Below are 20856 nucleotides of genomic sequence, written 5' to 3' on the forward strand. Positions count from 1 at the left end.
AGCTGGTTCGCACGAAAATTTAGGGTCTTCCTTCGTCAGCCCCTAAATTTTGTGCTCTCTCAGCTTTTTTTCCGCTCCTACGCCCTCCCTCCTGCCTGACGGTCTGGGAGAGGGTATCGCCTCACGGCCTCCGATATAGTTTTAAAGAAGAAACCCAATCGAGTTCCTCAGTAAAACACTACCGCCCCCCAATCTGCGGAGGGGTGAGAATCTTCAACCCTCACAGACTTGGCAAAATCGACCGGCCTTTTCATATTTAGGTCGGCATAAAATGAATTGAATTTCAGTCGATATCCGTGGGCCAGCGTCCAAAAATCGAACACTATTCAAATTCTAAAGATCCATTTCGTCCCATATTGTTGTCCTCTTCCGTTTTTTTTCGGGCTGAAATCCGATTTTGTGGGCTTAGAAAACTAATCCTCGATTTCGACTCCTAGGCCGGGAGGGGATGTGGTTCTTCAGACCGTCAGGCAGGAGGGAGGGCGTAGGAGCGCTAAAAAGGCCTAGAGAGCACTCCAGTTAGAGGCTGACGAAGGAAGACTCTAACTGGATGTGCGAACAGGCCTTTTTAGTGCGAGTAGCCCGACCGGGCCGTAGGTCTGAAGAACCACATCCCCTCCCGGCCGGTGGGTGGCGACGAGCACAGATCAACGGAGCACGGATTTTGCAGACCAGAGCCTTGCATGCCCATCGCCACCCTACTCTCCGCCGGCCTCCAAGGCATCGACGCCACCCCGATCCACGTCGAGGTCGATATCACCCGCGGCCTGCCCGGCTGGTCGACGGTCGGCCTGGCGGAGAGCGCGGTCCGCGAGTCGAAGGACCGGGTCATTTCGTCGATTCATAACTGCGGCTATCAATTTCCCTTCCGGCGCATCACCCTCAACCTGGCCCCCGCCGACGTCAAGAAGAGCGGCACGGCCTTCGACCTGCCGATCGCGATCGGCCTCTTGGCCGCGGCCGAATTGCTTCCGGTCGAGTCGCTCCAAGGCTACGGCTTCCTGGGCGAGCTCTCGCTGGACGGGGGCCTCCGGCCGATCCGCGGCGCCCTCTCCGCCGCAGCCTTGGCCAAAGAAAAGGGCTGGCGCGGCCTGATCCTGCCCCTCGAGAATCTCCACGAGGCCGGCCTCATCCCGGAGGTCACGGCCTTGGGCGCCCGCAGCCTGCCCGAGGTCGTGGAGTTCCTGAAGGGCCGCGGTCCCCTTCCCCTGGCGACGGAGCTCCCACCGCCCCGCCCTCCCAAAGCGCCCCACCTGCCGGACCTCGCCGAAGTCCAAGGCCAGGGCCACGCCAAGCGCGCCCTCGAGGTCGCCGCCGCCGGCTTCCACAACCTGATGATGGTGGGCCCGCCCGGCACCGGCAAGACGCTCCTGGCCAGCTGCCTCCCCTCGATCCTGCCGCCGATGAGTCGCGAGGAGAGCCTGACCACGACGAAAATCTACAGCTTGGTCGGCAGGCTCCCGCCCGAGACGGGCCTGCTCACCGAGCGGCCCTTTCGCGCCCCGCACCATACGATCTCGGAAGCCGGCCTGATCGGGGGCGGCGGCGTCCCGAGGCCCGGCGAGGCGAGCCTCGCCCATAACGGGGTCCTGTTTCTGGACGAGATCGGCGAATTCAAGCGCCACGTCCTAGAGGCCCTGCGCCAGCCCTTGGAGAGCCACGGGGTGACCATCGCCCGGGCCCGGCACAGCCTGAGCTATCCGGCGCGCTTCCTGCTGGCCGCCGCAATGAACCCCTGCCCCTGCGGCCATCTCGGCAACGCCCGCGTCCCCTGCGTCTGCCCGCCGGCCTCGGTGCAGCGCTACCAAAGCAAGGTCAGCGGCCCGCTGCTGGACCGTTTCGACCTGCGCCTGACCGTCCCCGCCCTCGATTTTGCGGCCTTGAAGGCGAACGCGCGGGGCGAAAGCAGCCGCGAGGTCCGCGAGCGCGTCGCCCGGGCCCAGGAACGGCAAAGCCGCCGCCTGTCGGGAGAGGGCCTGTCCTTCAACTCGCAGATGGGACCGGCGGAGCTGCGGAGGCATGGACGCCTGGACGCGGCCTCGGAGGAATTGTTGAAAACGGCGGTGGAAAAATGGGGTTGGTCGGCGCGGGCCTATCATCGGGTCTTGAAGGTGGCGAGGACGATCGCGGATCTGGCGGGAGCGGAACGGATCGCGGCCGAGCATCTGAGCGAGGCGATGGCCTATCGCTCGGAGGAGGCGCAGCCAGTTTAAATGCCCAAAAGCCTCGCGCGCTGCGAGTCTTCGTTCACCACCTCGGCGAGGTAGTCGGTGAGTCCGTCGATCAAGGCGGGCACCTTGAAGACTTCGGTCAGGCTGGCCTCGACCTTTTTGCGGAGCTTCAGCTTGGCCTTGGCGGTGTTCAATTTGAGGGGACCGATCCCCCGCACTTGGGCGGCGAAAAAGGCCGACTCTTGGAGCGCGGACTCGGGCTTGGGAAAATCTCCTTGCGGAGCTTCCTCGGGTGCGAAAACGGGGCGAGTGCTCACTTTGCTGACTTTCATAGAATAAGTATTTCGGGAACGAGAGTGTGTCGGTGCCGCCGCGCATTTGTTGCTAAGAATTTTCTAATAATTCCGCAATTTTATGCCATTGATTCTGTACGAAATAACGCCTTCAAAAATCTCGAAACAATCCCTCGGTTTTTCCCCGGCCGGCCCGAAAATCGGCGTTTACAAGGCCGGAATCGCAATGCTATAGGCGCACCTCCAGTCACATTCCAGCTTTCAACGAGAAAGGTATATATGATCGAAAAGGGAACTCCCATTGAAGCCGCACAGGGAAAATTGGGCATCTTGCTCGTCGGCCTGGGCGCCGTCAGCACCACCTTTGTCGCCGGCGTCGAGCTGATCAAGCGCGGCCTCGCCAAACCCATCGGTTCCCTCACCCAGCTGGGCCACATCCGTCTCGGAAAACGTACAGACAAAAAGAATCCCCTCGTCAAAGACTTCGTCCCCATCACCAAGCTCGAGGACCTGGTCTTCGGGGCCTGGGACATCTTCCCCGACAACGCCTACGAGGCGGCGACCAAGGCCGGCGTCCTCAAGCAGAGCGACCTCGACGCCGTCAAAGAACCCCTGCAACAGCTGAAACCCTTCGCCGGGGCCTTCGACCAAAATTTCGTGAAGAAGCTGGAAGGCAAGCACGTCAAGAAGGGCACCCGCCGCGAGCTGGCCGACCAAGTCATCCAGGACATCGAAAACTTCAAGAAGCAGAGCGGCGCCAAGCGCGTCGTAGTGATCTGGTGCGGCTCCACCGAGGTCTTCATCCAGCCCGGCCCCGCGCACGCCAGCCTGAAGGCCTTCGAGGCCGCCCTCGACAAGGACGACAAGACGATCTCCCCCAGCATGATCTACGCCTACGCGGCCCTTAAGCTGGGCATCCCCTTCGCCAACGGCGCGCCCAACCTGACGACCGACACCCCGGCCCTGCTCGAGCTGGCGCAGGAGACCAAGGCGCCGGTCTCCGGCAAGGACTTCAAGACGGGCCAGACCCTCATGAAGACCATCCTCGCCCCCGGCCTCAAGGCCCGCTACCTGGGCCTCTCCGGCTGGTTCTCCAGCAACATCCTCGGCAACCGCGACGGCGAGGTCTTGGACGATCCCGATTCCTTCAAGACGAAGGAAGAGAGCAAGCTGGGCGTCCTCGACACCATCCTGCAACCCGAGCTCTACCCGGACCTCTACGGCAACTTCTACCACAAGGTCCGCATCCACTATTACCCGCCCCGCGGCGACAACAAAGAGGGCTGGGACAACATCGACCTGGTCGGCTGGTGCGGCTACGACATGCAGCTGAAGATCGATTTTCTCTGCCGTGACAGCATCCTGGCCGCCCCGCTGGTGCTCGACCTCGTCCTCTTCATGGACCTGGCCAAGCGCGCCGGCATGAAGGGCATCCAGGAGTGGCTCTCCTTCTACTACAAGTCGCCGATGACCGCGCCGGGGCTCTATCCCGAGCACAACCTCTTCATCCAAGAGATGAAGCTGAAGAACACCCTGCGCTACCTGATGGGCGAAGAGCAGATCACGCACCTGGGTCTGGATTATTACGAATAAATCCCGCGGTGGCTTATGCGAGGCCTTGGTGTCTTTGCCGAGATTGTAGGGGTCGTTCGCGAACGGCCCTTACGTTTCCTCGCCACGGCCTTGCTTTCTTTAGTGGCCCTGCTGGCCTCCGCCTCCGCCCAGGCCCGCGCCCCGCACCCCAGCATCCCTCCTCCCGTCGTCCCCGAGGGTTTCGGAGTCAACATCCACTTCACCGATCCCCAACCCGGCGAGATGAAGAAGATCGCCGAGTCCGGCGCGCGCTGGGTGCGGATGGACTTGCATTGGGACACCACGGAGAGAGAAAAAGGCGTCTACGACTTCAGCGCTTACGACCGCCTGGTTCAAGCCTTGGACGAGCACGGGCTGAAGGCCCTGTTCATCCTCGACTACGGCCACCCGCTCTACGACGGCGGCCTGGCCCCGCGCGACGAGGCGACGCGCCAGGCCTTCGCCCGCTGGGCCACCGAGGCCGCGCGCCGCTATGCGAAGAAGGGTTACCTCTGGGAGGTCTGGAACGAGCCCAACCAGAAGATGTTTTGGCGCCCCAAGCCTAACGCGAAGGACTACGCCGCGCTCGCCCTGGCGGTGGCGCGGGCCTTCCGCGAGGCGGGCTTGGACGAGGCCTTGATCGGGCCGGCCACCTCGCGCATCGACTTGGGCTTCCTCAAGACCTGCTTCAAGGCGGGATTGCTGGAGCACTGGGCGGCGATCTCGGTCCATCCCTACCGCATGTGGCTCCCGCCGGAGACGGCGGGCGTCTCCTACGACCGGCTCCGGGCCTTGCTGCGCCGCCAAGGCGCGGATGGCGATTTTCCCATTCTCTCCAGCGAATGGGGTTACTCCTCGGTGCAGTTCGGCCTCGACGCGGAGCTGCAGGGGAAATTCCTCGCCCGCATGTGGCTCTTCAACCTCGCCTCCGGCGTCCCGCTGTCGATCTGGTACGATTGGAAAAACGACGGCAGCGATCCCAAGAACAACGAGCACAACTTCGGGATCGTGGGGACCGACCTGAATCCCAAACCTGCCTTCCACGCGGCCAAGACCCTGACGGAGGCCTTGGCCGGCCATCGTTTCGAGCGGCGCCTGCGCGTCGGCGACGCCAAGAATTACGTGCTGGAATTTTCGCGGGAGGGAAAGCCCCGCTGGGCGGCCTGGCGCAGTTCACCGAAGCCGGCGACGGTGATCTTGCCGGGCCTGACGGGGCGCTTCCATTCGGTGAGCCATGACGGGAAGGTCGTCAAGCTACTCACGGCGGGCCCCAAGGGGCTGCAACTGCGCCTGGGCGATGCCCCGCAATACCTGCAGGCCCTTCCCTAAAAAGAAAGCTATCGCGGAAACCGCGTCCACCGGTCGAACTCGAAGCGCAGCCCGACCTCGCCCAGGAAATTATTGCGGTCGTTGCCGGCGACGAAGTTGAAGTTCTGCGCCCGCTCGTAGGCCAGTTGCGCCCGGACCTGGAGGGGAAAACCCTGGACACGGTGCAGCCACTCCACCCGGCCGCGCAGCCGCCGCTCCTCGGGGCCGTCCGCCACCTTGGTGAAGATGAACTCCCCGGCGGGATCGACGACGGTCCAGAGATCGCTGCTGCGCGACTCAAAGGCCCCGTGGAAGCTCAAGAGGTTGCTTGGATCGACGTCCCAATTCACCGTGCCATAGAGCCCCCAGGCGTTCGGCCCCAGGTTGTCGCCCATCAGGAATTGATTGAGCGTCCAACCGGAGACGAATTGGGCGTGCTCGTAGAAGCGCAGGCCGGTGCGGCGGTATTCCATCCGCAGGTCGATCGCGCCCGCTTCGTCGACGCGCGGCAGGTAGAAACCCGCCACGTAGGCGGCGTCGTCGACGAAGGCCTTCTTGGGCTTGCTGAAAGGATTATGGTTGTCGTCGAAGTTGGCCTCGACATAGAGCTCGAGCCCGCGCGCCGGGGGGATTCGGAAGCGGAAGTCCACCCCGCCGATATGGTTACCGATCTCGACCTGATTGACCCCGCCCGCTTGGTCGACCGGAAAGACGTCCCGCACCCGGTCGAAGAAAGAGGCCGGCGGCGAGCCGTCGCCGCCCGATTGGGTCAACAACGCGGCGCCGATCTCGAAAAAATTCAAGGGCTGTAGGCTCCACTTGTAACCGACCAGATAGGCGTTCGGAAAGTTCTGCTCGGGGCCGAGGTCCGCGTAGAAAAAGCTGATCTTGTTCGCCCCGAGGTATTTGAAGACCCAAGGCAGAAAGAAGGGCGAATCGTTGCTGATCTTCGCCATATCCAACCCGCGCGGGTTGGTCGAGAGCAGCTGGCCGGCCTCAATACCCTGTCCCCACATCAGGTTGTCGCGACCAATTTGGATCTCGAGGTTTTTCACCCAAAATTTCCCGTAGAGATTGAGGACGTCGGCGCGGTTTTGGTCGGGCGTGGCATTGCGGCCGAGGCCCAACTGAAAGCGGGGCCTCACCAGCATGGCGAAGTAATCCGAGGCCCTCAGCCAGGTCGTCGTCTCGAGGCCCAGGTTGGCGCCGTCGACGAGGTGCCGGCCCTGGCGGTAGTCGAGCAAGGGATTGATGACGGCGTCGATCGAGCCGAGGCCGTTGCTCACCGGCAGGGGCTCGGCGGGGCTGGAGGCAACGCCGAGGTCGGCCTCGACCTTCTCGAGCAGGTGCACGGAATACCACTTGGTCTCGCCCTCGAGGGCGCCGTTCTGCACCAGTTCTTCGTGGTAATCACGCTTCAGGCGCTCGAAGATCGGCTTGAGGTAGTCGAGACGCGCACGCAGCTTCTCCTTGCGCGATTCGGGGACCTGCGGGTCCTCGAGGGGGCCTTGCAGGCGCGGCAGGTGGACCATCGCCTCCTTCACGATACGAGCGATCTCGCGCCGCGAGAAGGGACGCTGGCCCATGATGATCTTGTCGACCAGGCCGTGCGCGACCAATTTGTCGATGTCGCGGTAGACGGGATCGGTGACCGGCACGTTGACCGAGGCCTGGCCGAAAACCGGCGCCGGCGGAAAGCTCGATGCGGCGCCCAACACGAAGAAAAACACGAGGAAATACCGGCGAATTCGCGAAAAACGCATAGGGACTGGGACTAGCCGGGGCCTAAGGAGGCGTCAATCAAATACTTGGGCGGAGAGGGCCCCGCCCTTCACCGAATCGGGCTCGGTCCCCGGGGCTCCTTCGAGAAGGAGGAGGCGCGGGAACACCCACACGCAGACGAGGGCCACGATGCTCAGGCCCAGGATCGAGATCCAACCGATCGAACGCAGTCCCGCGCTGGAAGACAAGGCCAGGCCGCCGAAGCCGATCAGGCTGGTCAGGCTGGAGACGAAGATCGCCGGCACGTCGCGGCGGACGATCTCGGAGAGGTCGCGCTCCTCGTCGAAGCGGTGGCTGTAGTGGATGAAGCAGTCGATGCCGGTGCCGAGCACGATCGGGATGATGGCGATGTTCATCACGTTGAGCCGGACGTCGCAGAGCCACATCGCCCCGGAAAGCAGGACCAGGCTGCCGAGTAAATTCAAAAAAACGGTCAGGGCCCGCTTGGCGGGCTTGAGCGTCACGAAGAGAAAGCCGGCGAAGAAGAGCAGGATCAGCCCCATGCCGCGGGGCGCCTCGCGCTCGATCAGCTTGATCAAGTCCCATTGGACGAAGACGGCGTCGACCGGCTCGAAGGCGATGCCGCTCTCGCGACGGGCCTGATCGATGCCTTCGAAGTAGCGCCCGATGTTCTGCGAGGAAGTCCGGGGCAGGGATTGGTAGACCAAGACCGTCTGCACCGCCGCGCCGTCCTGGGCGCGGAAGGCGCGCCGCACCTCTTCGGGCAGCTCGTCCCGCGTGATGGGCGGGACGGCCAGGCTGTCGGAGAGGCTCTCCAGGGTCTGGGCCTTCTTGTCCTTGTTCACCAGCTTCGCCAGCGCCAGCTTGTCGCGAATCCGCGCCAGCCGCTCGCGCTTGCCCTCCTGGTCGGAGGGGACAAAGCTCGCGAGGCCCAGGGCCTTATGGTAGACCAATTCCTCCGGGGGGCGGCCGTCGATCTTCGCGTTCAGGTATTCCAACAGTTTTTCTTCTTCGGCCTCGGAGGCCACCATCAGGACGCCGGGCTTCAAGGTGCCGTAGCTCGCCTGGCTGACGCGCTGGTTGAGCTGGTTGGCGGGCAGCTCCTGGACGTCCATCTGACCGTCCTCATAATAGATGCGACTTTGGACCGGCAGCGTCAGGGCGGAGAGCGCGACCAGCACCGCGGCCACGCCCGTGCCTAGCCAGGCCCGGCGCGGCGTAAACCAGCGCACCCAGGCCCCGCCACGGCCGAAGGGGTTGAAATTGGGCAGGCGGTCGAGGCCGTGGAACCACTGGAACCAGCGATGGCCCTGCCAGTCATGCGCCAACTTCAGCAGGCTGGGGACGATGAGCATCATCGCGACATAATTCATCACCAGTCCCACGGCGCCCAGGATGCCCAGCTCGACGAAGACCTGGAAGTTGGAAAAGAGCAGCGCGGCGAAGGCGGCCACGGTCGTCACCATCGATCCGAAGGTCGCGCGGCCCGTGTTGCCGAAGGCCAGGCGGCAGGATTCGGAAAAGTCCCGCTCCGCGGCCCGCTCTTGGTAGTAGCGCGTCAGCAGAAAGATGCCGTAGTCGCTGCCGAGGCCCGTGAGGATCGCGGCGCCGAAGCCCGTCATCATGTTGAGGTGGCCGAGCGAGAAATACAGGATGGCCATCGTCCACAGGACGCTGAGCAGCAGCGGAAACCCGATCAGCAGCGCGGCGCTAAGCCTGCGGAAGTACAACACGACGACTAAGAGCAGGAGGAAGGTCACCAGGGCGGAAATCCAGGAGATCTCGCCCTTCGCGTGGTCGACCTGCTCGATGCTGTTTTTATATTCCCCCGTATAACCGACCGTGACCGAGGCCAGGCCCGTCTCGCGCTTCAGGTTGTCGACGAGGCCGCGGATGTCGGCGATCAACCGGCGGTTGTAGTCGAGGTCGCTGGAGGGCCGCTTGGGCTTGACCCAGACGATTTGAAAGGGATCCTCGATGGAGCCGGAGCTGAACTTCTGCACCTCGCCGTCCAGCTTGTCCTCGTATTTCTTCCGGATGTCGGTGAAGGTGAGGTCGGGGCGGTTTTCCTCGTCGGCGAAGTCCATCAGGTCGTTGAAAACCGGGCTGACGCCCTTCTCCTGCAGCGCGAGCGAGCGCTCGATGCGGCGCTCGATCTCGGTTAAGTCTTTCGTCTCGAGGTAATACCAGAGGCGCTTCTTGAAGAACTCCACCGGCTGCTTGTAGTCGACGTATTTCACCTCGGGAAGCCGGGGCAGGGCCTCGGCCAGGCGGTCCGCGAAGACCTCGGCCGCTTCCGGGTCCTTGGACTCGACGGTCAAGACGACGTAGCCGACGTTGCCGAAATGCCGCTCGAACTTGCGCAGGTTGCGGACGCTCTCGGTCTCTTGTGGCAGCAGCGAGGCGAAGTCGCTGTTGAAGGCGAGCTTTTGGACGAAATAAAGCGAGAGCGCGGAGAGCAGCGCCGCGACCAGCAGCACCGTTTTGGGATAGGCTAAGCCCAGTTGGTAGAGTTTGGGGAAAGCGCGCTTCATGAAGGTCTAGGGGTAGCATGGGCCAGAGCCGCCCTTCAAGGCAAAGCTCCGGATTTTCATGATATTTCTCGTTATTTCCAGGCTATGCCCCGCTCGCGGCGATAGACCTGGTCGTAAAAATCCAAGATCCGGTCCGTGACCCGCGACCAGGAAATCCCCTGCACCCATTCCTGCCCGTTCTTGGCGATCCGGGCGGCGCCCTCGCGGTCTTCCAATAATTGAAGCAAGGCCTTGGCCAATTGTCCGCTGTCTTCGGGGGGGACCAGCAGGCCGTTCTTGCCATTTTCGATCGCCTGCCGGAAGCCCAGGTTGTCGGTGCCCACCACCGGCTTGCCCGCGGCCATCGCCTCGAGCAGGGTCACGCTGAAGGCGGCGATCTTGGCGGGGTAACAGAAGACGTCGCAGGAGGCGAAGTACTCGGGCCGGTTGCCGTTGATCTGGCCCTCGAAGAAGACGTTACGGCCGTTCAGGGCGCCGGCCTTCTCTTGGTAGAGCGGCAGCATCGGGCCGTCGCCGACGACGATCAGCTTGGCTGCGGGTAGGCGCTCGACCACCGCGGGAAAGGCGTCGAGCAGCGACTCGAGCCCATTGCGCGGGTCCATGCGGCCGAGAAACATTACCTTCGGCGTCTCGTCGTCGAACTTCTCGATCTTGCCCTTCGGGTTGGCGAACCACTCGGTGTCGACGCCGTTGGGGATGTAGGCGAAATCGCCCTTCAGATAGGGCTCCAGGGCCTTTTTGCAGGCCTCGGAGACAGCGATCACCCCGTCCATCTTGTCGAAGAATCGCTGGATGAACTTCTGGAAGGCGCGGAAAAAAAAGCGCGGCCCGACGGAGTCGAAATAGGTATGCAGCGTTCCAACCGTCACCGTGTCGGAATACTTCAAGAACAAAAGCGGGAGCGTCATGAAGAGCGGCGAGTGGATGTGCAAGAGGTCGAACTTCTCTTCCTCAAGCACCCGGCGGACCTTCTTCCCGAGGTTCCAGCCTAGAGTCACCTTCGCGAAGGAGTTGTTCATGTAGAAAGGCACGCTCTTGCCCAGGCGGACGATGCGCAGGCCCTCGGGAATAGGCACATCGGTCGTCTCGCCCTCGTAGCCGGTGAGCAGGACGACCTCGTAGCCGCGCTTCACCAATTCCTTGGAGTAAAAGTAGACGTGCTCGGTGATCCCGCCCAGGTGGGGGTAGAAATACTCGCTGACGATGCCGATCTTCTTCATTTCACCTTCCAGAGGCGGTTTTGGATGCCGATGGCGCAGAGGGCCGAGAGGACGAGGGCGAAGAGAAAGCCCTGTTTAATTTGGTACAGAAATTTTCCGATGCCGTTCATAAGGTTGGCCGTCTCCTAGTCGATTCCCCGCGAATAAACAAGCGGGCTTGACCTGGGTATAAGGGTGGGCGACAAAGCCCTGGGCATGGCTCTCTAACGGGGCCCAAGGCCGTTGGGTTTCACAACTTATTGTATCTATTTAATTTTTAATGAAATCCCTTCGACAGCTTCCCTGGTTACGCATCTCCGGCCTCCTGCTCTCCGGCCTCTTCCTCTATTATTGCTTCCACGCCCTCTCCTGGGCGGAGCTGCGCAGCGCCTTTGCCATCCCCCAGCCTTGGCTGCTGGTCGTCGCCGCCCTGGGCAATCTGGCGGTCCTGGGTTTCAAGACCTGGGTCTGGCAGATCCTGCTTAGGCCCACCGCCCGCATCCCCTTCGCCTTTCTCTTCGAGGCCCAGCACGTCGGCTGCATGGCCAACGTCCTCCTGCCGCTGAAGGCCGGGGAATTCCTCAAGGCGGGCGTGGTCAAGAAGCGCTACGCCGTGCCCTACACCCAGGCGCTCACCTCGATCGGATTGGAGCGTTACCTCGCGGGCTTCAGCCTGGTGCTGCTGGCCCTCGGCCTGGCGCTGGTCTTTCCCCTCCCCGCCTGGATCAAGACCGGGGCCCTCGTCATGACCCTCGTCTTGGTCGCGGTGCAGGCCGGGCTCTTCCTGCTCTGGCAGCGCCATCCCGACCTCGAAAAGTGGCGGACCCGGCATCCCTGGCTCTACCGGATCTTCCAGGCCCTCGCCCACATCGGCGAGGGCTCGCAGGCGCTGAGATCCTGGCGGACTTTCTTGTGGCTGGTCCTGTTGTCGATGCTGGTCTGGATCTCGGAGATCGCGATGCTGAAGGTTTTGGAGCTGGCCTACGGATTGGAGCTGAGCTGGGCGGCCCCCGTGCTGGTGCTGGTCGCGATCAACCTCGCCATCGCCCTGCCCAGCGCCCCCGGCAACCTCGGGGCCTTCGAGATCGCCACGGTCCTGGCCTACACCGGACTCGGCCTCGACAAGGCCACCGCCTTGGGCATCGCCGTGTATTTTCATGTTCTGCAGATCCTGCCGGTGACCGCGCTGGGGCTCTTCTTCTATTTTCGCTGGGGGCTCCGCGCGAAGGATTGGCAAGGGGTCCCGGAGGCGGCTTAAGGGCCGGACGCCGATACTCGAGCGCTTCGCTCACCGGCCTTGGGCGCACCGGCGCGTTTTTTTTAGAGGTTTTAAATGCGTTGTGGCAAGGGCACCTTGCCGAATTTCTTGAGCAGCTTGGCGTAGGTTTTGTAAGGCGCCCCCTCCTCGCGGAAGGGGTCGCGGAACAGCTTGCCGATCTCGCGCTTGCTGAATTTTCCCTGCAGCATCGCGTGGTAGAGGATCTCCCCCATCATGTAGCCCAAGGCGTGGGTCACGCCGAAGAAGAGCTCGTGCCGGCGGTAGATCGAGCCGGCGTTGGCGACGGGCAGGCCGCGCTTCTCGTGCTTTTTCACCTCGATGACCATGTGGGCCACCTCCAGCTCGAAGCCGCGGTCGCGCGGCACGCGATTCTTCTTGAAATACTCGATCAAGCTCTGGAAATCCTCGACGCGCATGCACTTCCGCTTCTGGTTGATGATCTTGGAGCCGAAGAAGCCGATCGCCTCGTGCAGGACGTTGGCGTAGAAGGCGTCCTCGTGGCTGCGCGGAAATTCGTCGCCCGCGACCAGGTGCCGGATGAAGTGCGTCGCCTCCTCCGCCGCGTGGTTGAGCGAGACGTTGGCCAGGTAGACCCACTTGTGCTTCGGGATGTAATAGCTCTCGGAGAGCTCGACCTGCTTTTGGATCATACGGCGCTCGCGCGCGCTGAAGTCGGGGTCTTCGTCGAGGCGCTCGAGGAAGCTCAAATCCCCGCAGGTGAAGACCTCGACCTCGTCCTTGCTCTTGGGCAGGCGGATGCCGAGGAACCTTGCGATGCGCTCGGCCAGGTCGAGGAAGCTGTGCTTCGGGTCTTGGTAGTCGATCTCGCCCTCTTCGTTCTCCAGCCAATTGAGGTAGGACTGCTGCCAGACGATGGGCGGGGTGTTGATCAGGCAAAAGCTCTTGTCGTCGAGGCGGACGACCTCGACCTTGTCCTCCAGCTGGGCCTCGGCCAGCCGCCAGTAGATCTTCTCGGAGTTTTGGTAGAGGAAGAGCTCGCGGCCGGGATCGTAGCCGTCGGCGATCGCCTTGGCCACCTGCTTGGGCAGGTTGTCGGGCGCGATGTGCAGGTCGCCCACGAAGACGATCTTCTTGTAGTCGGGCCTAAGGGCGTGGATCTCGGCCAGGGTCTTGGCCATCGCCTCGTCGCGTTTTTTCAGCCCCGCGCCGAAGGGCGCGGACTCGATGCCGTAGACGTCGAGCTGGTAGTATTTGGCAAAGTCGAAGATCGGCTCGAAGTTCTCCCAGAGGTCGAAGTAGAAATGCTTGCGTAGGTTGATGCGCTTGAGAAAGGTCGTCACCGACATCTTGCCCTGGAGGAAGCGGTCGGCATGGGGCTGGTGGCGCTTCTGCAGAAATTCGAGGCAGATGACGAAGCGGTCGGTCTGCCCGATCATCATCTTGAGCAGGCGCAGCAGGGCGCGCTGGGACTGGCGGTTGGTGTGGTAGTCGCCCAGGTAGATCCAGTCGGCGCGGGCCAGGGACTTTTTTAGCTCCTCGGCGTCGGCGACCGAGCGGAAGGTCTGGACCCGCTTCAGGTAGTTCTGCTCGTACTTGGCGAAGCCCTGCTCGCTGACCAGGATCGATTCCTCGATGATCTTCTGGTTTTTGCGAAAAATCTGCTTTTGGATCTTGATCAATTCTTCGCGTGGGGACAAACTCGCCATGGCCCGGTCAGGTTAAAGGCCGAGGCCGAAAAAGTAAAGAAAGACCGAGACATGGCCTTCCGACACCCCCTGGTCCTCCTGCCCACCTACAACGAGGCCGAGAACCTGCGCCCCCTGGCCGAGGAGATACTGGGGCTTCAGCCCGCCTTTCGCCTTTTGATCGTGGACGACGCCTCGCCGGACGGCACCGGCGCCATCGCGGAGACCTTGGCCGCGGCGCATCCGGGCCGCGTCGAGGCGCTGCACCGTCCCGCGAAGGAGGGCCTGGGCAGGGCCTATCTCGCCGCCTTCGCCCGGGCCCTGCAGGGCCCCGCCGACGCCGTCCTGCAGATGGACGCGGACTTTTCGCATCCCCCCGCCCTGCTGCCCAAGCTGCTCGGCGCCTTGGAGGGCTTCGATCTCGCGCTCGGCTCGCGCTACGTCCCCGAAGGGGGCATCCGCGACTGGGGCTGGTTTCGTCGCGGCCTGAGCCGCGGCGCCAACGCCTATGCCCGCCGGGCGCTGCGATTGCCGGTGCGCGACCTCACCAGCGGCCTCAAGGCCTTTCGTCGCGAGGTTTTGGAATTTCTGCTCGCGGCGCCGGTCGATTCCCTGGGCTATTGCTTTCAGATCGAGTGCACCGCGCGGGCCTTGGCCGCGGGCTTCTCCTGCGCGGAGGTTCCGTTCACCTTCACCGAACGCCGGAGGGGGGTCTCGAAGATGTCGGGGAATTTGATCTGGGAGGCCTTTTGGAAGACTTGGAGGCTGGGCCGGACCTTGCGCCGAGGCGAAGCGCCCGAGGCGGTCAAGGGCTGCGCCCGACTTCCAGCGACGGCCAAAAATAATAGGTGAGTCCCGCCTCGCCCAGCCATTCGGTCCGCCCGTTTCCGGGAATGAAGTTGGCATTTTGCACGCGCTCGACGCCCAGCCCCAAGCGGGCCGTGAGGCGGTCGTTGAAGCGGTGCCGCACCCCCGCCGTGGTGCGAAACCGCGTCTCCTCGGCGCGGTCGAAGGATGCGGCCGAGTCGGTCACGCCGTCGCCGTCTCGGGTCACGGTGTAGATGTCGCCGTTGCGCCGGGCGAAACGAAACCCTCCGCTGAGCAGGGTGTCCTCGCTCAGATCGTAATTCACCTCGGCGGAGATCGCGTAGGCATCCGGCCCCAGGGGATCTCCGATCAAGAAGCGGTTTTCGCTGACGCCGTCGCTGAAGGTCTCGTGGCGAGCGTAACGGGGGGAGAGCCGCGCGTACTCCAACCTCAGATCGAGGGTGCCGCTGTCGTTGAGGCGCGGCAGATAAACGCCGCCCAAAAAGGACAAGTCCTCGTCGAACAATACCGAGAGGTTGCTGTCGAAGTCTTCAAAGTGCAGCTCGGCGTAGATATTCATCCCGCGCGCCTGCGGGATGGTCCCGATCAGCTCGAAATCGAAATTGCGGTTGGTGGCCCGCTTGCCGTCGTCGACCCCGGCGCCGAAGAATTCCGCGACGCTGTCGCCGAAGCTTAAATGCGGCGCCCCATCCCCGCCCAGGATCAAGGTCTGGCTGAAACCGAGCTCGAAATAACGACTGCCCCGGTTGGAATTTTTATAGGAAACCATCCAGGAATCGGGAAAACGCTGCTCGGGCCCCAGATTGGCAACGACCAGGCTCCATTGGTTGATGCCAAATTTCTTGAACAGGAAGGGATAGCGGAAGGGCATCACGGAGGAGAGCTTGATGAAGTCGAGGGGCCTGGCGTTGTTGGAAAAGACCAGGCCACCCAGCGCGGAGGGGCCCCAATTGAGGGAATCGCGGCCGATCTGGACGTCGAGCTTGTTCCAGGTGAAGCGGCCGTTGAGGCGCTGCGCGAAGACCTTGGTCTCGGCGTCGGCATTGCCCTTTACCCCTTGGATCTGGAAGCGCGGCTCGGCCTGCGCCGAGAAATACTTGCCGAGGCGCATCCAATGGCTGGTCTCGAAGGCGAGGTTGATCCCGCTTTGGTAGTGACGGCCGGCCCGCTTCTCGACGAGGGGGCGGCTGACGGCGCGGACGCCGCCGAAGCCGTTGTCGGGGACGTAGAACTGCGGAGCTTGGTCGAGGTAGAGGAAGTCCATGCGCCCTTCCTCGAGCGGCCGGCCTTGGATTGCCGGGACGCGGCCCTCGAAGGCGCCGTTTTGGACGAGCTCTTCGCGGTAGTCCCGCTTTAGGTCTTTCAAGAGGCGGTCGACGTAGTCCCGGGCACCTTCGCTTTTGACCGACTCGACGTTCTGCAGGGCCTCGGCGACTTGCCGGGCGATCTCGGCGCGCACGTAAGGACGCTGTCCGAGGAGGCGATCCGGGATCAGCCCATGGGCCGCCAGCTTGTCGAGCTTGCGGTAGACGGGGTCTTCGATAGGAACCGTGACGGAGGAATACCCCTGCGCCAGGGCGGGCGCCAGAAAGAGGAGCCAGAGTAAGATGAGGGATCTGCGGAGGAGCAAGGCCCCTAAACTAAGGGCTGGGGCCAAGAAGATCAATAAAATCTTGCCAAGAATTCGAAGATCCTCCAGAAAAAGACCTTCATGTCCCCGCGTCGCAAAAGGCAGCTCTTCAACGTCTTGGGCATCGCCCTCTCCGGCATCTTCATCTACTTTTGCTTCCATTCCCTCGACGGCCAGGACCTGCGCAAGGCCTTCCTGCTCCCGAAGCCCTGGTGGCTGCTCGGCGTGGTCCTGCTGAATTTCCTCTTGATGGCCCTGCGCGCCCTGCTGTGGTCGGGACTGCTGCGCCCCTTGGCCGCCCTGCCCTTCTGGACGCTCTTCGACGTGCTCCACATCGGCTACATGGCGAATAACCTCCTGCCGCTGAAGGCCGGCGAATTCTTCCGCGCCTCCTTCGTCGCCAAGAAGTGGAATCTGCGCTACACCCAGGTGCTGACGACGGTCGGATTGGAACGCTTCTTTCCCGGCTTCTCCATGATTCTGCTCTCCTTCCTCGTCGCGAGCTTTTTGCAAGTGCCGATCTGGATCAAGACCGGCGCCTACACCCTGGGCGCGATCCTGGTGGGCGTGCAGGTGATGCTGATCCTGCTCTGGAAGCGGAAGCCGGACCTGGTGAAGTGGGAGAAACGGCACCCGGCGATCTACCGGGTCATCGAGTTTTTCTATCACATCGGCGAGGCCTCGCAGCCGCTGCGTTCTTTCTCTTCCTTCGCCTGGCTCTTGGGGCTGGCCTTTCTTAGTTGGGCACTACAAGTTGCGATGCTCATGTGCGTCGAGGCGGCCTTCGGGATTCATGTGGGGGTATTGCAGACCACCTTCGTGCTCATCGCCATCAACTTCGCCATCGCCCTGCCCAGCGCGCCCTCGAGCATCGGTACCTTCGAGTTTGCCGCGGTCCTGGCCTACACCTGGCTGGGCCTGGACAAGGCGACGGCCTTGGGGATCGGCTTCTACTTTCACTTCCTCCAGGTGATCCCGGTCACGTTGGTGGGTTTGTTCTATTATTTTCGTTGGGGGATAAGGTTGAAGGACTTGGAAGAGGCGGAGATGAAGAAGGCGGAGGCGATGCCTTAGTCCGCAATAGAGTGGCAATGATATTGCATATTAATTGCCCTATTGAAATCGCAACCGCCATCCGCTAAGGAGTTCAAAATGGAAAAGGCCGACATAAAACCCCTCGAGAAGCAGATTGCCAATCTTACTATGCTCTTTGAAAAGAGCCAAAAGGTCGTTTTAAAAGGGTTTAAAGATATCAACAGACGTTTTGAGCAAATAGACCGACGCTTTGACCGGCTGGAATATCGTTTTAATAAACTGGAAAAACGCTTCGACAAATTGGAATTACGCATAGACCGACTGGAACTGCGCATTGACGACCTGGAACAACGGTTCGAAAATCGAATGAAGGCCTGGGAGCTACGGTTCGAAAAACATACTCAACTGACCGAAGACCGGTTCACCAACCTCTTAAACATTTGTACTGCCCTCAGGGTGGACATGAACGCCCTGCGCCAGGAGTGGGCTAGATTCTTGAAAAAACAAGAGGAAAGCGACCTCGAAGCCCCGCTGAGTCACTAGCCTTCCGGATTACCCCTAAAAAGGTCCTTGGATTTAAGAAAACAAGTACTCCAAGTCCTCGATCTTGAGTTTTTTACCCAAGGCCGAATCCGCGCCCAGCAGGCCCTTGGCCAGCGAGCGCTTCCGCTCTTGCAGCATCAGGATTTTCTCTTCCACGCTGTCCTTGGTGATTAATTTATAAGAAAAGACGTGCTTGGTCTGGCCCAGGCGGTGGACCCGGTCGGTGGCCTGGTCTTGGACGGCGGGATTCCACCAGGGATCGTAGTGAATGACATAGTCGGCGCCGGTGAGGTTGAGCCCCGTGCCGCCGGCGCGGAGGCTGACCAGAAAGACCGGGATCGAGGCGTCGCCGTTGAAGCGCTTGATCTTTTCCTCGCGCCGCCGCGTGCGGCCGTCGAGGTATTCGTACGCGACCTTCTCCTCTTCCAACCAAATCCGCAGCAGCGACAGCATCTCGACGAATTGGCTGAAGACCAGGATGCGGTGCCCCTCGCTGAGCACCTCGGTGACCAGGTCTTGGAAGGCTTCCATCTTGCCGGAGACGATCTCACGCTTCTTGAAGCTGGGGCCCAGCAGCTCGGGGTGGCAGCAGACCTGGCGCAGTCGCAGCAAGGCGGTGAGGATGGACACGTGGCTGCGCTCGATGCCCTTCTGCTCGATCTCGGAAAAGACCTGGCGCCGGCAGGAGGCGAGCATCTCGTGATAGAGGCGCTGCTGGTCGCCGGTCATCTCGCAGTACTGCACGACCTCGGTCTTGGGCGGCAGCTCCTTGGCGACCTCGTCCTTCAGGCGGCGCAGGATGAAGGGAAAGATGCGGCGGCGCAGGCGGTCGAGCTGCTCGGCGCTTTGCTCGTTTTCGACGGGCTGCTGGTACTTACGCTTGAAGTGCGGGTAGCTGCCTAAAAATCCCGGCATGAGGAAGTCGAAGATGGACCAAAGCTCGGAGAGGTGGTTCTCGAGCGGCGTGCCGCTTAAGGCCCAGCGCTGCTCGGACTGCAGCTCCTTGACCAGGAGCGCGGTCTTGCTGCGGAAGTTTTTGATGTTCTGCGCCTCGTCGAGGACGACCGTGCGCCAACGCTGCTTGGCCAGCACCTCGACATCGCGGCGGAACAGCGCGTAGCTGGTCAGCACCAAGTCGGCCGAGGGGATTTCCTCGTAGAGCTTCTTGCGCTCCGGCCCCGTCAAGATCAGCACCTTGAGTTCGGGCGTGAACTTCTGCGCCTCGTTGGCCCAGTTGAACACGACGGAGGTCGGCGCCAAGACCAGGTTGGGCATAGGACCGTGCCGATCTCGACGGTCTTGCAAATACGCCAAGGCCTGCAGGGTCTTGCCCAACCCCATGTCGTCGGCCAAGATGCCGTGGAAACGGTGGTCGTGAAGGAAATGCAGCCAGTCGTAGCCGTGGTGCTGGTAATCGCGCAGCACGGCGGAGAGTCGCGGCGGCAGCTGGCGTTTGGGAATTTCTTGGGAGTGCCGCAGCGAGCGGATCATCGCACCGAAGTCCTGGTGCCGGCTCCAATCGACGCGCAGCATCTCGTCTAAATAGGCGGCGTGGTATCCCGAGAGCCGCAATCGCCCGGTCGCGTCGATCTCGCCCTCCAACTCGGCCAGCTTCTCCTCGAGCTTCTGCAGGTCTTCCTTCTGGATGCGCGCGAAGCCCTTCCCAGGGAGATGAAGGTAACGCTTGCCCTGCGCGATCAGGGTCTGAACGACCTCATAGGGAACCTCGATGCCGTCGATCTCGAAGCCCACGTCCATCTCCAGCCAATCGATGCCGCCCGGCGCGGCCTTGGCCTTGAGCTGCAGGGTGCCGAGGTCGCCGAAGAGCTTGAAGTGTTGGAGGCCCTCTTCGCCTTCGATGGCGGCCTCTTGTTTCAGCTTGGGCAGGGTCTCGGAGACGAAATCGAGGGCCTTGTCCTCGCCCGTCTCGAAGCGCGTGGGGCCGACGCGGTGGAAGCCCTGCTCGAGGAAGGGCGCAAGGGTCTCGCGCTCGTAGGCGAGATTGCGGCGCACGAGGAGCTTTTTCCCGTCTTTTGTCGCCTCGACCAGGACCTCGCTTTCCTGCTCATGGGGCGGGACGCGGTGCTCGCCGTAGGCGAAGAGGATCTCGAGGATCAGCTTGTCGCGGATGGTGTCTTCGCGGATCGAGTAGACGGCCTCGGCCTGGGTCTCGAGGATCTCGGGGAGGTGGAAACCCTCGGGCAAGATCATCTGCGGCTTACGGGCCAGTTGCGGGAGGTAGTCTTGGATGAAGTCGGCGGCCTCGTCGCCCGTCAGCACCAACTGCCCGTCGGCGTTGAAGTCGCTGAGCATGGGGCTGAGCACGGTGCTCTTGATCGGATAAAAGGCGTCTCCCACCCAGGCCCAGACGCGCGGACCCAGGAAGACCGTCGCCCCGGAGAAGGGAAATTCCTTCAAGGTCTCGCTGTCTTGGAAGCTGGCCGCCAGCTTGACGTGCGACTTGGTCTGTTCCAGCAACTCCACGAGCGGAACCAGCGGCTGCTCGGAGAATTTCGCCGGAGCTCCGTCGCCCAGCGATTCGACGCGCGGGAATTTTGCGAGCTTCGAGAGAAAAAAGGCGATGTGCTTCCGCGGGACGACGTAAAAACCCTCGCTGGCGTTGAGGTTGGCGAAGCGCAGCAGGTGCTGGGCGAAGCGGCGATGCTCGGGATCGAGCTCGCTTTGGGGGGTGCCGTGCCGATGCAGGCCCAGCGCGTGAATGCCGAAGCGCTCGAAGCGGGTGACGGCTTCGTCGCCCAGCACCACCTTGATCGCCAGGCAGTTTTGCCGGGGCAAAAACTCGATCTGATAGCCGAATTGAAGAAAACCTTCGTCGCCCTCCTCTTCCCGGATTGCCTTGGAAAGTTTTTCAAACATACGCGGATGTTGCGGTGGATCGCGGTCTTGCATCGGACCGCACATACTAATGGAACTCTTGGGAAATTGCCAGAGATGGATCGTAGGAAAATCGGACGGTGCGCGCAGGGATTTGGATTGTCTTTTCGTCGGGACCTAACCGCTCAGCGTCGCAACATTTCAGGCTATAAAAACTAAGTATATGTTTTTATTTGTCTT

The 20856-nt window shown here is 62.1% G+C and carries 14 protein-coding genes; 7 read left to right on the top strand and 7 right to left on the bottom strand.

What is annotated here, in order from left to right; all coding sequences use genetic code 11:
* Positions 1-683: 683 nt before the first annotated feature.
* On the top strand, positions 684-2213 hold the full coding sequence (locus FBR05_00005) for an ATP-binding protein (protein ID MDL1870572.1): 1530 nt from the start codon (positions 684-686) through the stop codon (positions 2211-2213).
* Here FBR05_00005 and FBR05_00010 read toward each other — a convergent pair.
* Positions 2210-2503: a hypothetical protein gene (locus FBR05_00010; protein MDL1870573.1), complete on the bottom strand. Its 294-nt coding sequence runs from the start codon at positions 2501-2503 to the stop codon at positions 2210-2212. The two genes, FBR05_00005 and FBR05_00010, sit on opposite strands and share 4 nt — an antisense overlap.
* Before the next feature lie 240 nt (positions 2504-2743).
* On the opposite strand from FBR05_00010, the gene FBR05_00015 reads away from it, so the two are divergent.
* Both FBR05_00015 and FBR05_00020 read left to right on the top strand, forming a co-directional pair.
* Positions 2744-4057 (top strand): inositol-3-phosphate synthase, encoded by a 1314-nt coding sequence (locus FBR05_00015; protein MDL1870574.1) that lies wholly within the window; start codon positions 2744-2746, stop codon positions 4055-4057.
* Positions 4058-4072: 15 nt separating this feature from the next.
* Entirely contained in the window at positions 4073-5365 is a 1293-nt protein-coding gene (locus tag FBR05_00020; protein MDL1870575.1) for an endo-1,4-beta-xylanase, read from the top strand.
* A gap of 8 nt (positions 5366-5373) precedes the next feature.
* Here the strand turns inward: FBR05_00020 and FBR05_00025 are convergent, their stop codons facing one another.
* From FBR05_00025 to FBR05_00035, 3 genes are all read right to left on the bottom strand, one after another.
* Complete coding sequence (locus FBR05_00025; protein MDL1870576.1) at positions 5374-7107, bottom strand: capsule assembly Wzi family protein; 1734 nt, start codon at positions 7105-7107, stop codon at positions 5374-5376.
* 33 nt (positions 7108-7140) lie between these two features.
* Positions 7141-9621: a hypothetical protein gene (locus tag FBR05_00030; GenBank protein ID MDL1870577.1), complete on the bottom strand. Its 2481-nt coding sequence runs from the start codon at positions 9619-9621 to the stop codon at positions 7141-7143.
* Positions 9622-9692: 71 nt separating this feature from the next.
* Entirely contained in the window at positions 9693-10841 is a 1149-nt protein-coding gene (locus FBR05_00035) for a glycosyltransferase family 4 protein (protein ID MDL1870578.1), read from the bottom strand.
* Between the two features lie 259 nt (positions 10842-11100).
* On the opposite strand from FBR05_00035, the gene FBR05_00040 reads away from it, so the two are divergent.
* Entirely contained in the window at positions 11101-12078 is a 978-nt protein-coding gene (locus tag FBR05_00040) for a flippase-like domain-containing protein (GenBank protein ID MDL1870579.1), read from the top strand.
* 71 nt (positions 12079-12149) lie between these two features.
* On the opposite strand, the gene FBR05_00045 is transcribed toward FBR05_00040, so the two are convergent.
* On the bottom strand, positions 12150-13766 hold the full coding sequence (locus FBR05_00045; GenBank protein ID MDL1870580.1) for a hypothetical protein: 1617 nt from the start codon (positions 13764-13766) through the stop codon (positions 12150-12152).
* 51 nt (positions 13767-13817) lie between these two features.
* Between FBR05_00045 and FBR05_00050 the strand changes: the two genes are divergently transcribed.
* Positions 13818-14597, top strand: coding sequence for a polyprenol monophosphomannose synthase (locus FBR05_00050; GenBank protein MDL1870581.1), 780 nt, complete (start codon positions 13818-13820; stop codon positions 14595-14597).
* Here the strand turns inward: FBR05_00050 and FBR05_00055 are convergent.
* On the bottom strand, positions 14551-16365 hold the full coding sequence (locus tag FBR05_00055; protein ID MDL1870582.1) for a capsule assembly Wzi family protein: 1815 nt from the start codon (positions 16363-16365) through the stop codon (positions 14551-14553). The two genes, FBR05_00050 and FBR05_00055, sit on opposite strands and share 47 nt — an antisense overlap.
* On the opposite strand from FBR05_00055, the gene FBR05_00060 reads away from it, so the two are divergent.
* Together FBR05_00060 and FBR05_00065 are read left to right on the top strand one after the other, a co-directional pair.
* Positions 16285-17277: a flippase-like domain-containing protein gene (locus FBR05_00060; protein MDL1870583.1), complete on the top strand. Its 993-nt coding sequence runs from the start codon at positions 16285-16287 to the stop codon at positions 17275-17277. The two genes, FBR05_00055 and FBR05_00060, sit on opposite strands and share 81 nt — an antisense overlap.
* A 78-nt stretch (positions 17278-17355) precedes the next feature.
* The gene (locus tag FBR05_00065) at positions 17356-17781 is read left to right on the top strand and encodes a hypothetical protein (GenBank protein MDL1870584.1); all 426 of its coding nucleotides are present in this window, start codon (positions 17356-17358) and stop codon (positions 17779-17781) included.
* Between the two features lie 33 nt (positions 17782-17814).
* On the opposite strand, the gene FBR05_00070 is transcribed toward FBR05_00065, so the two are convergent.
* Complete coding sequence (locus FBR05_00070) at positions 17815-20703, bottom strand: hypothetical protein (GenBank protein MDL1870585.1); 2889 nt, start codon at positions 20701-20703, stop codon at positions 17815-17817.
* Positions 20704-20856: the final 153 nt, after the last annotated feature.

The organism is Deltaproteobacteria bacterium PRO3, assembly GCA_030263375.1.
Lineage (GTDB): Bacteria > UBA10199 > UBA10199 > DSSB01 > DSSB01 > DSSB01.

Bases quoted from the DNA above. Each gene is read 5' to 3' on its own strand.
- FBR05_00010 (MDL1870573.1), bottom strand. From the start codon at position 2,503: ATGAAAGTCAGCAAAGTGAGCACTCGCCCCGTTTTCGCACCCGAGGAA.
- FBR05_00050 (MDL1870581.1), top strand. From the start codon at position 13,818: ATGGCCTTCCGACACCCCCTGGTCCTCCTGCCCACCTACAACGAGGCC.
- FBR05_00045 (MDL1870580.1), bottom strand. From the start codon at position 13,766: ATGGCGAGTTTGTCCCCACGCGAAGAATTGATCAAGATCCAAAAGCAG.
- FBR05_00020 (MDL1870575.1), top strand. From the start codon at position 4,073: ATGCGAGGCCTTGGTGTCTTTGCCGAGATTGTAGGGGTCGTTCGCGAA.
- FBR05_00055 (MDL1870582.1), bottom strand. From the start codon at position 16,365: ATGGAAGCAAAAGTAGATGAAGATGCCGGAGAGGGCGATGCCCAAGAC.
- FBR05_00040 (MDL1870579.1), top strand. From the start codon at position 11,101: ATGAAATCCCTTCGACAGCTTCCCTGGTTACGCATCTCCGGCCTCCTG.
- FBR05_00005 (MDL1870572.1), top strand. From the start codon at position 684: ATGCCCATCGCCACCCTACTCTCCGCCGGCCTCCAAGGCATCGACGCC.
- FBR05_00030 (MDL1870577.1), bottom strand. From the start codon at position 9,621: ATGAAGCGCGCTTTCCCCAAACTCTACCAACTGGGCTTAGCCTATCCC.
- FBR05_00060 (MDL1870583.1), top strand. From the start codon at position 16,285: ATGTCCCCGCGTCGCAAAAGGCAGCTCTTCAACGTCTTGGGCATCGCC.
- FBR05_00025 (MDL1870576.1), bottom strand. From the start codon at position 7,107: ATGCGTTTTTCGCGAATTCGCCGGTATTTCCTCGTGTTTTTCTTCGTG.
- FBR05_00035 (MDL1870578.1), bottom strand. From the start codon at position 10,841: ATGAAGAAGATCGGCATCGTCAGCGAGTATTTCTACCCCCACCTGGGC.
- FBR05_00065 (MDL1870584.1), top strand. From the start codon at position 17,356: ATGGAAAAGGCCGACATAAAACCCCTCGAGAAGCAGATTGCCAATCTT.
- FBR05_00070 (MDL1870585.1), bottom strand. From the start codon at position 20,703: ATGTGCGGTCCGATGCAAGACCGCGATCCACCGCAACATCCGCGTATG.
- FBR05_00015 (MDL1870574.1), top strand. From the start codon at position 2,744: ATGATCGAAAAGGGAACTCCCATTGAAGCCGCACAGGGAAAATTGGGC.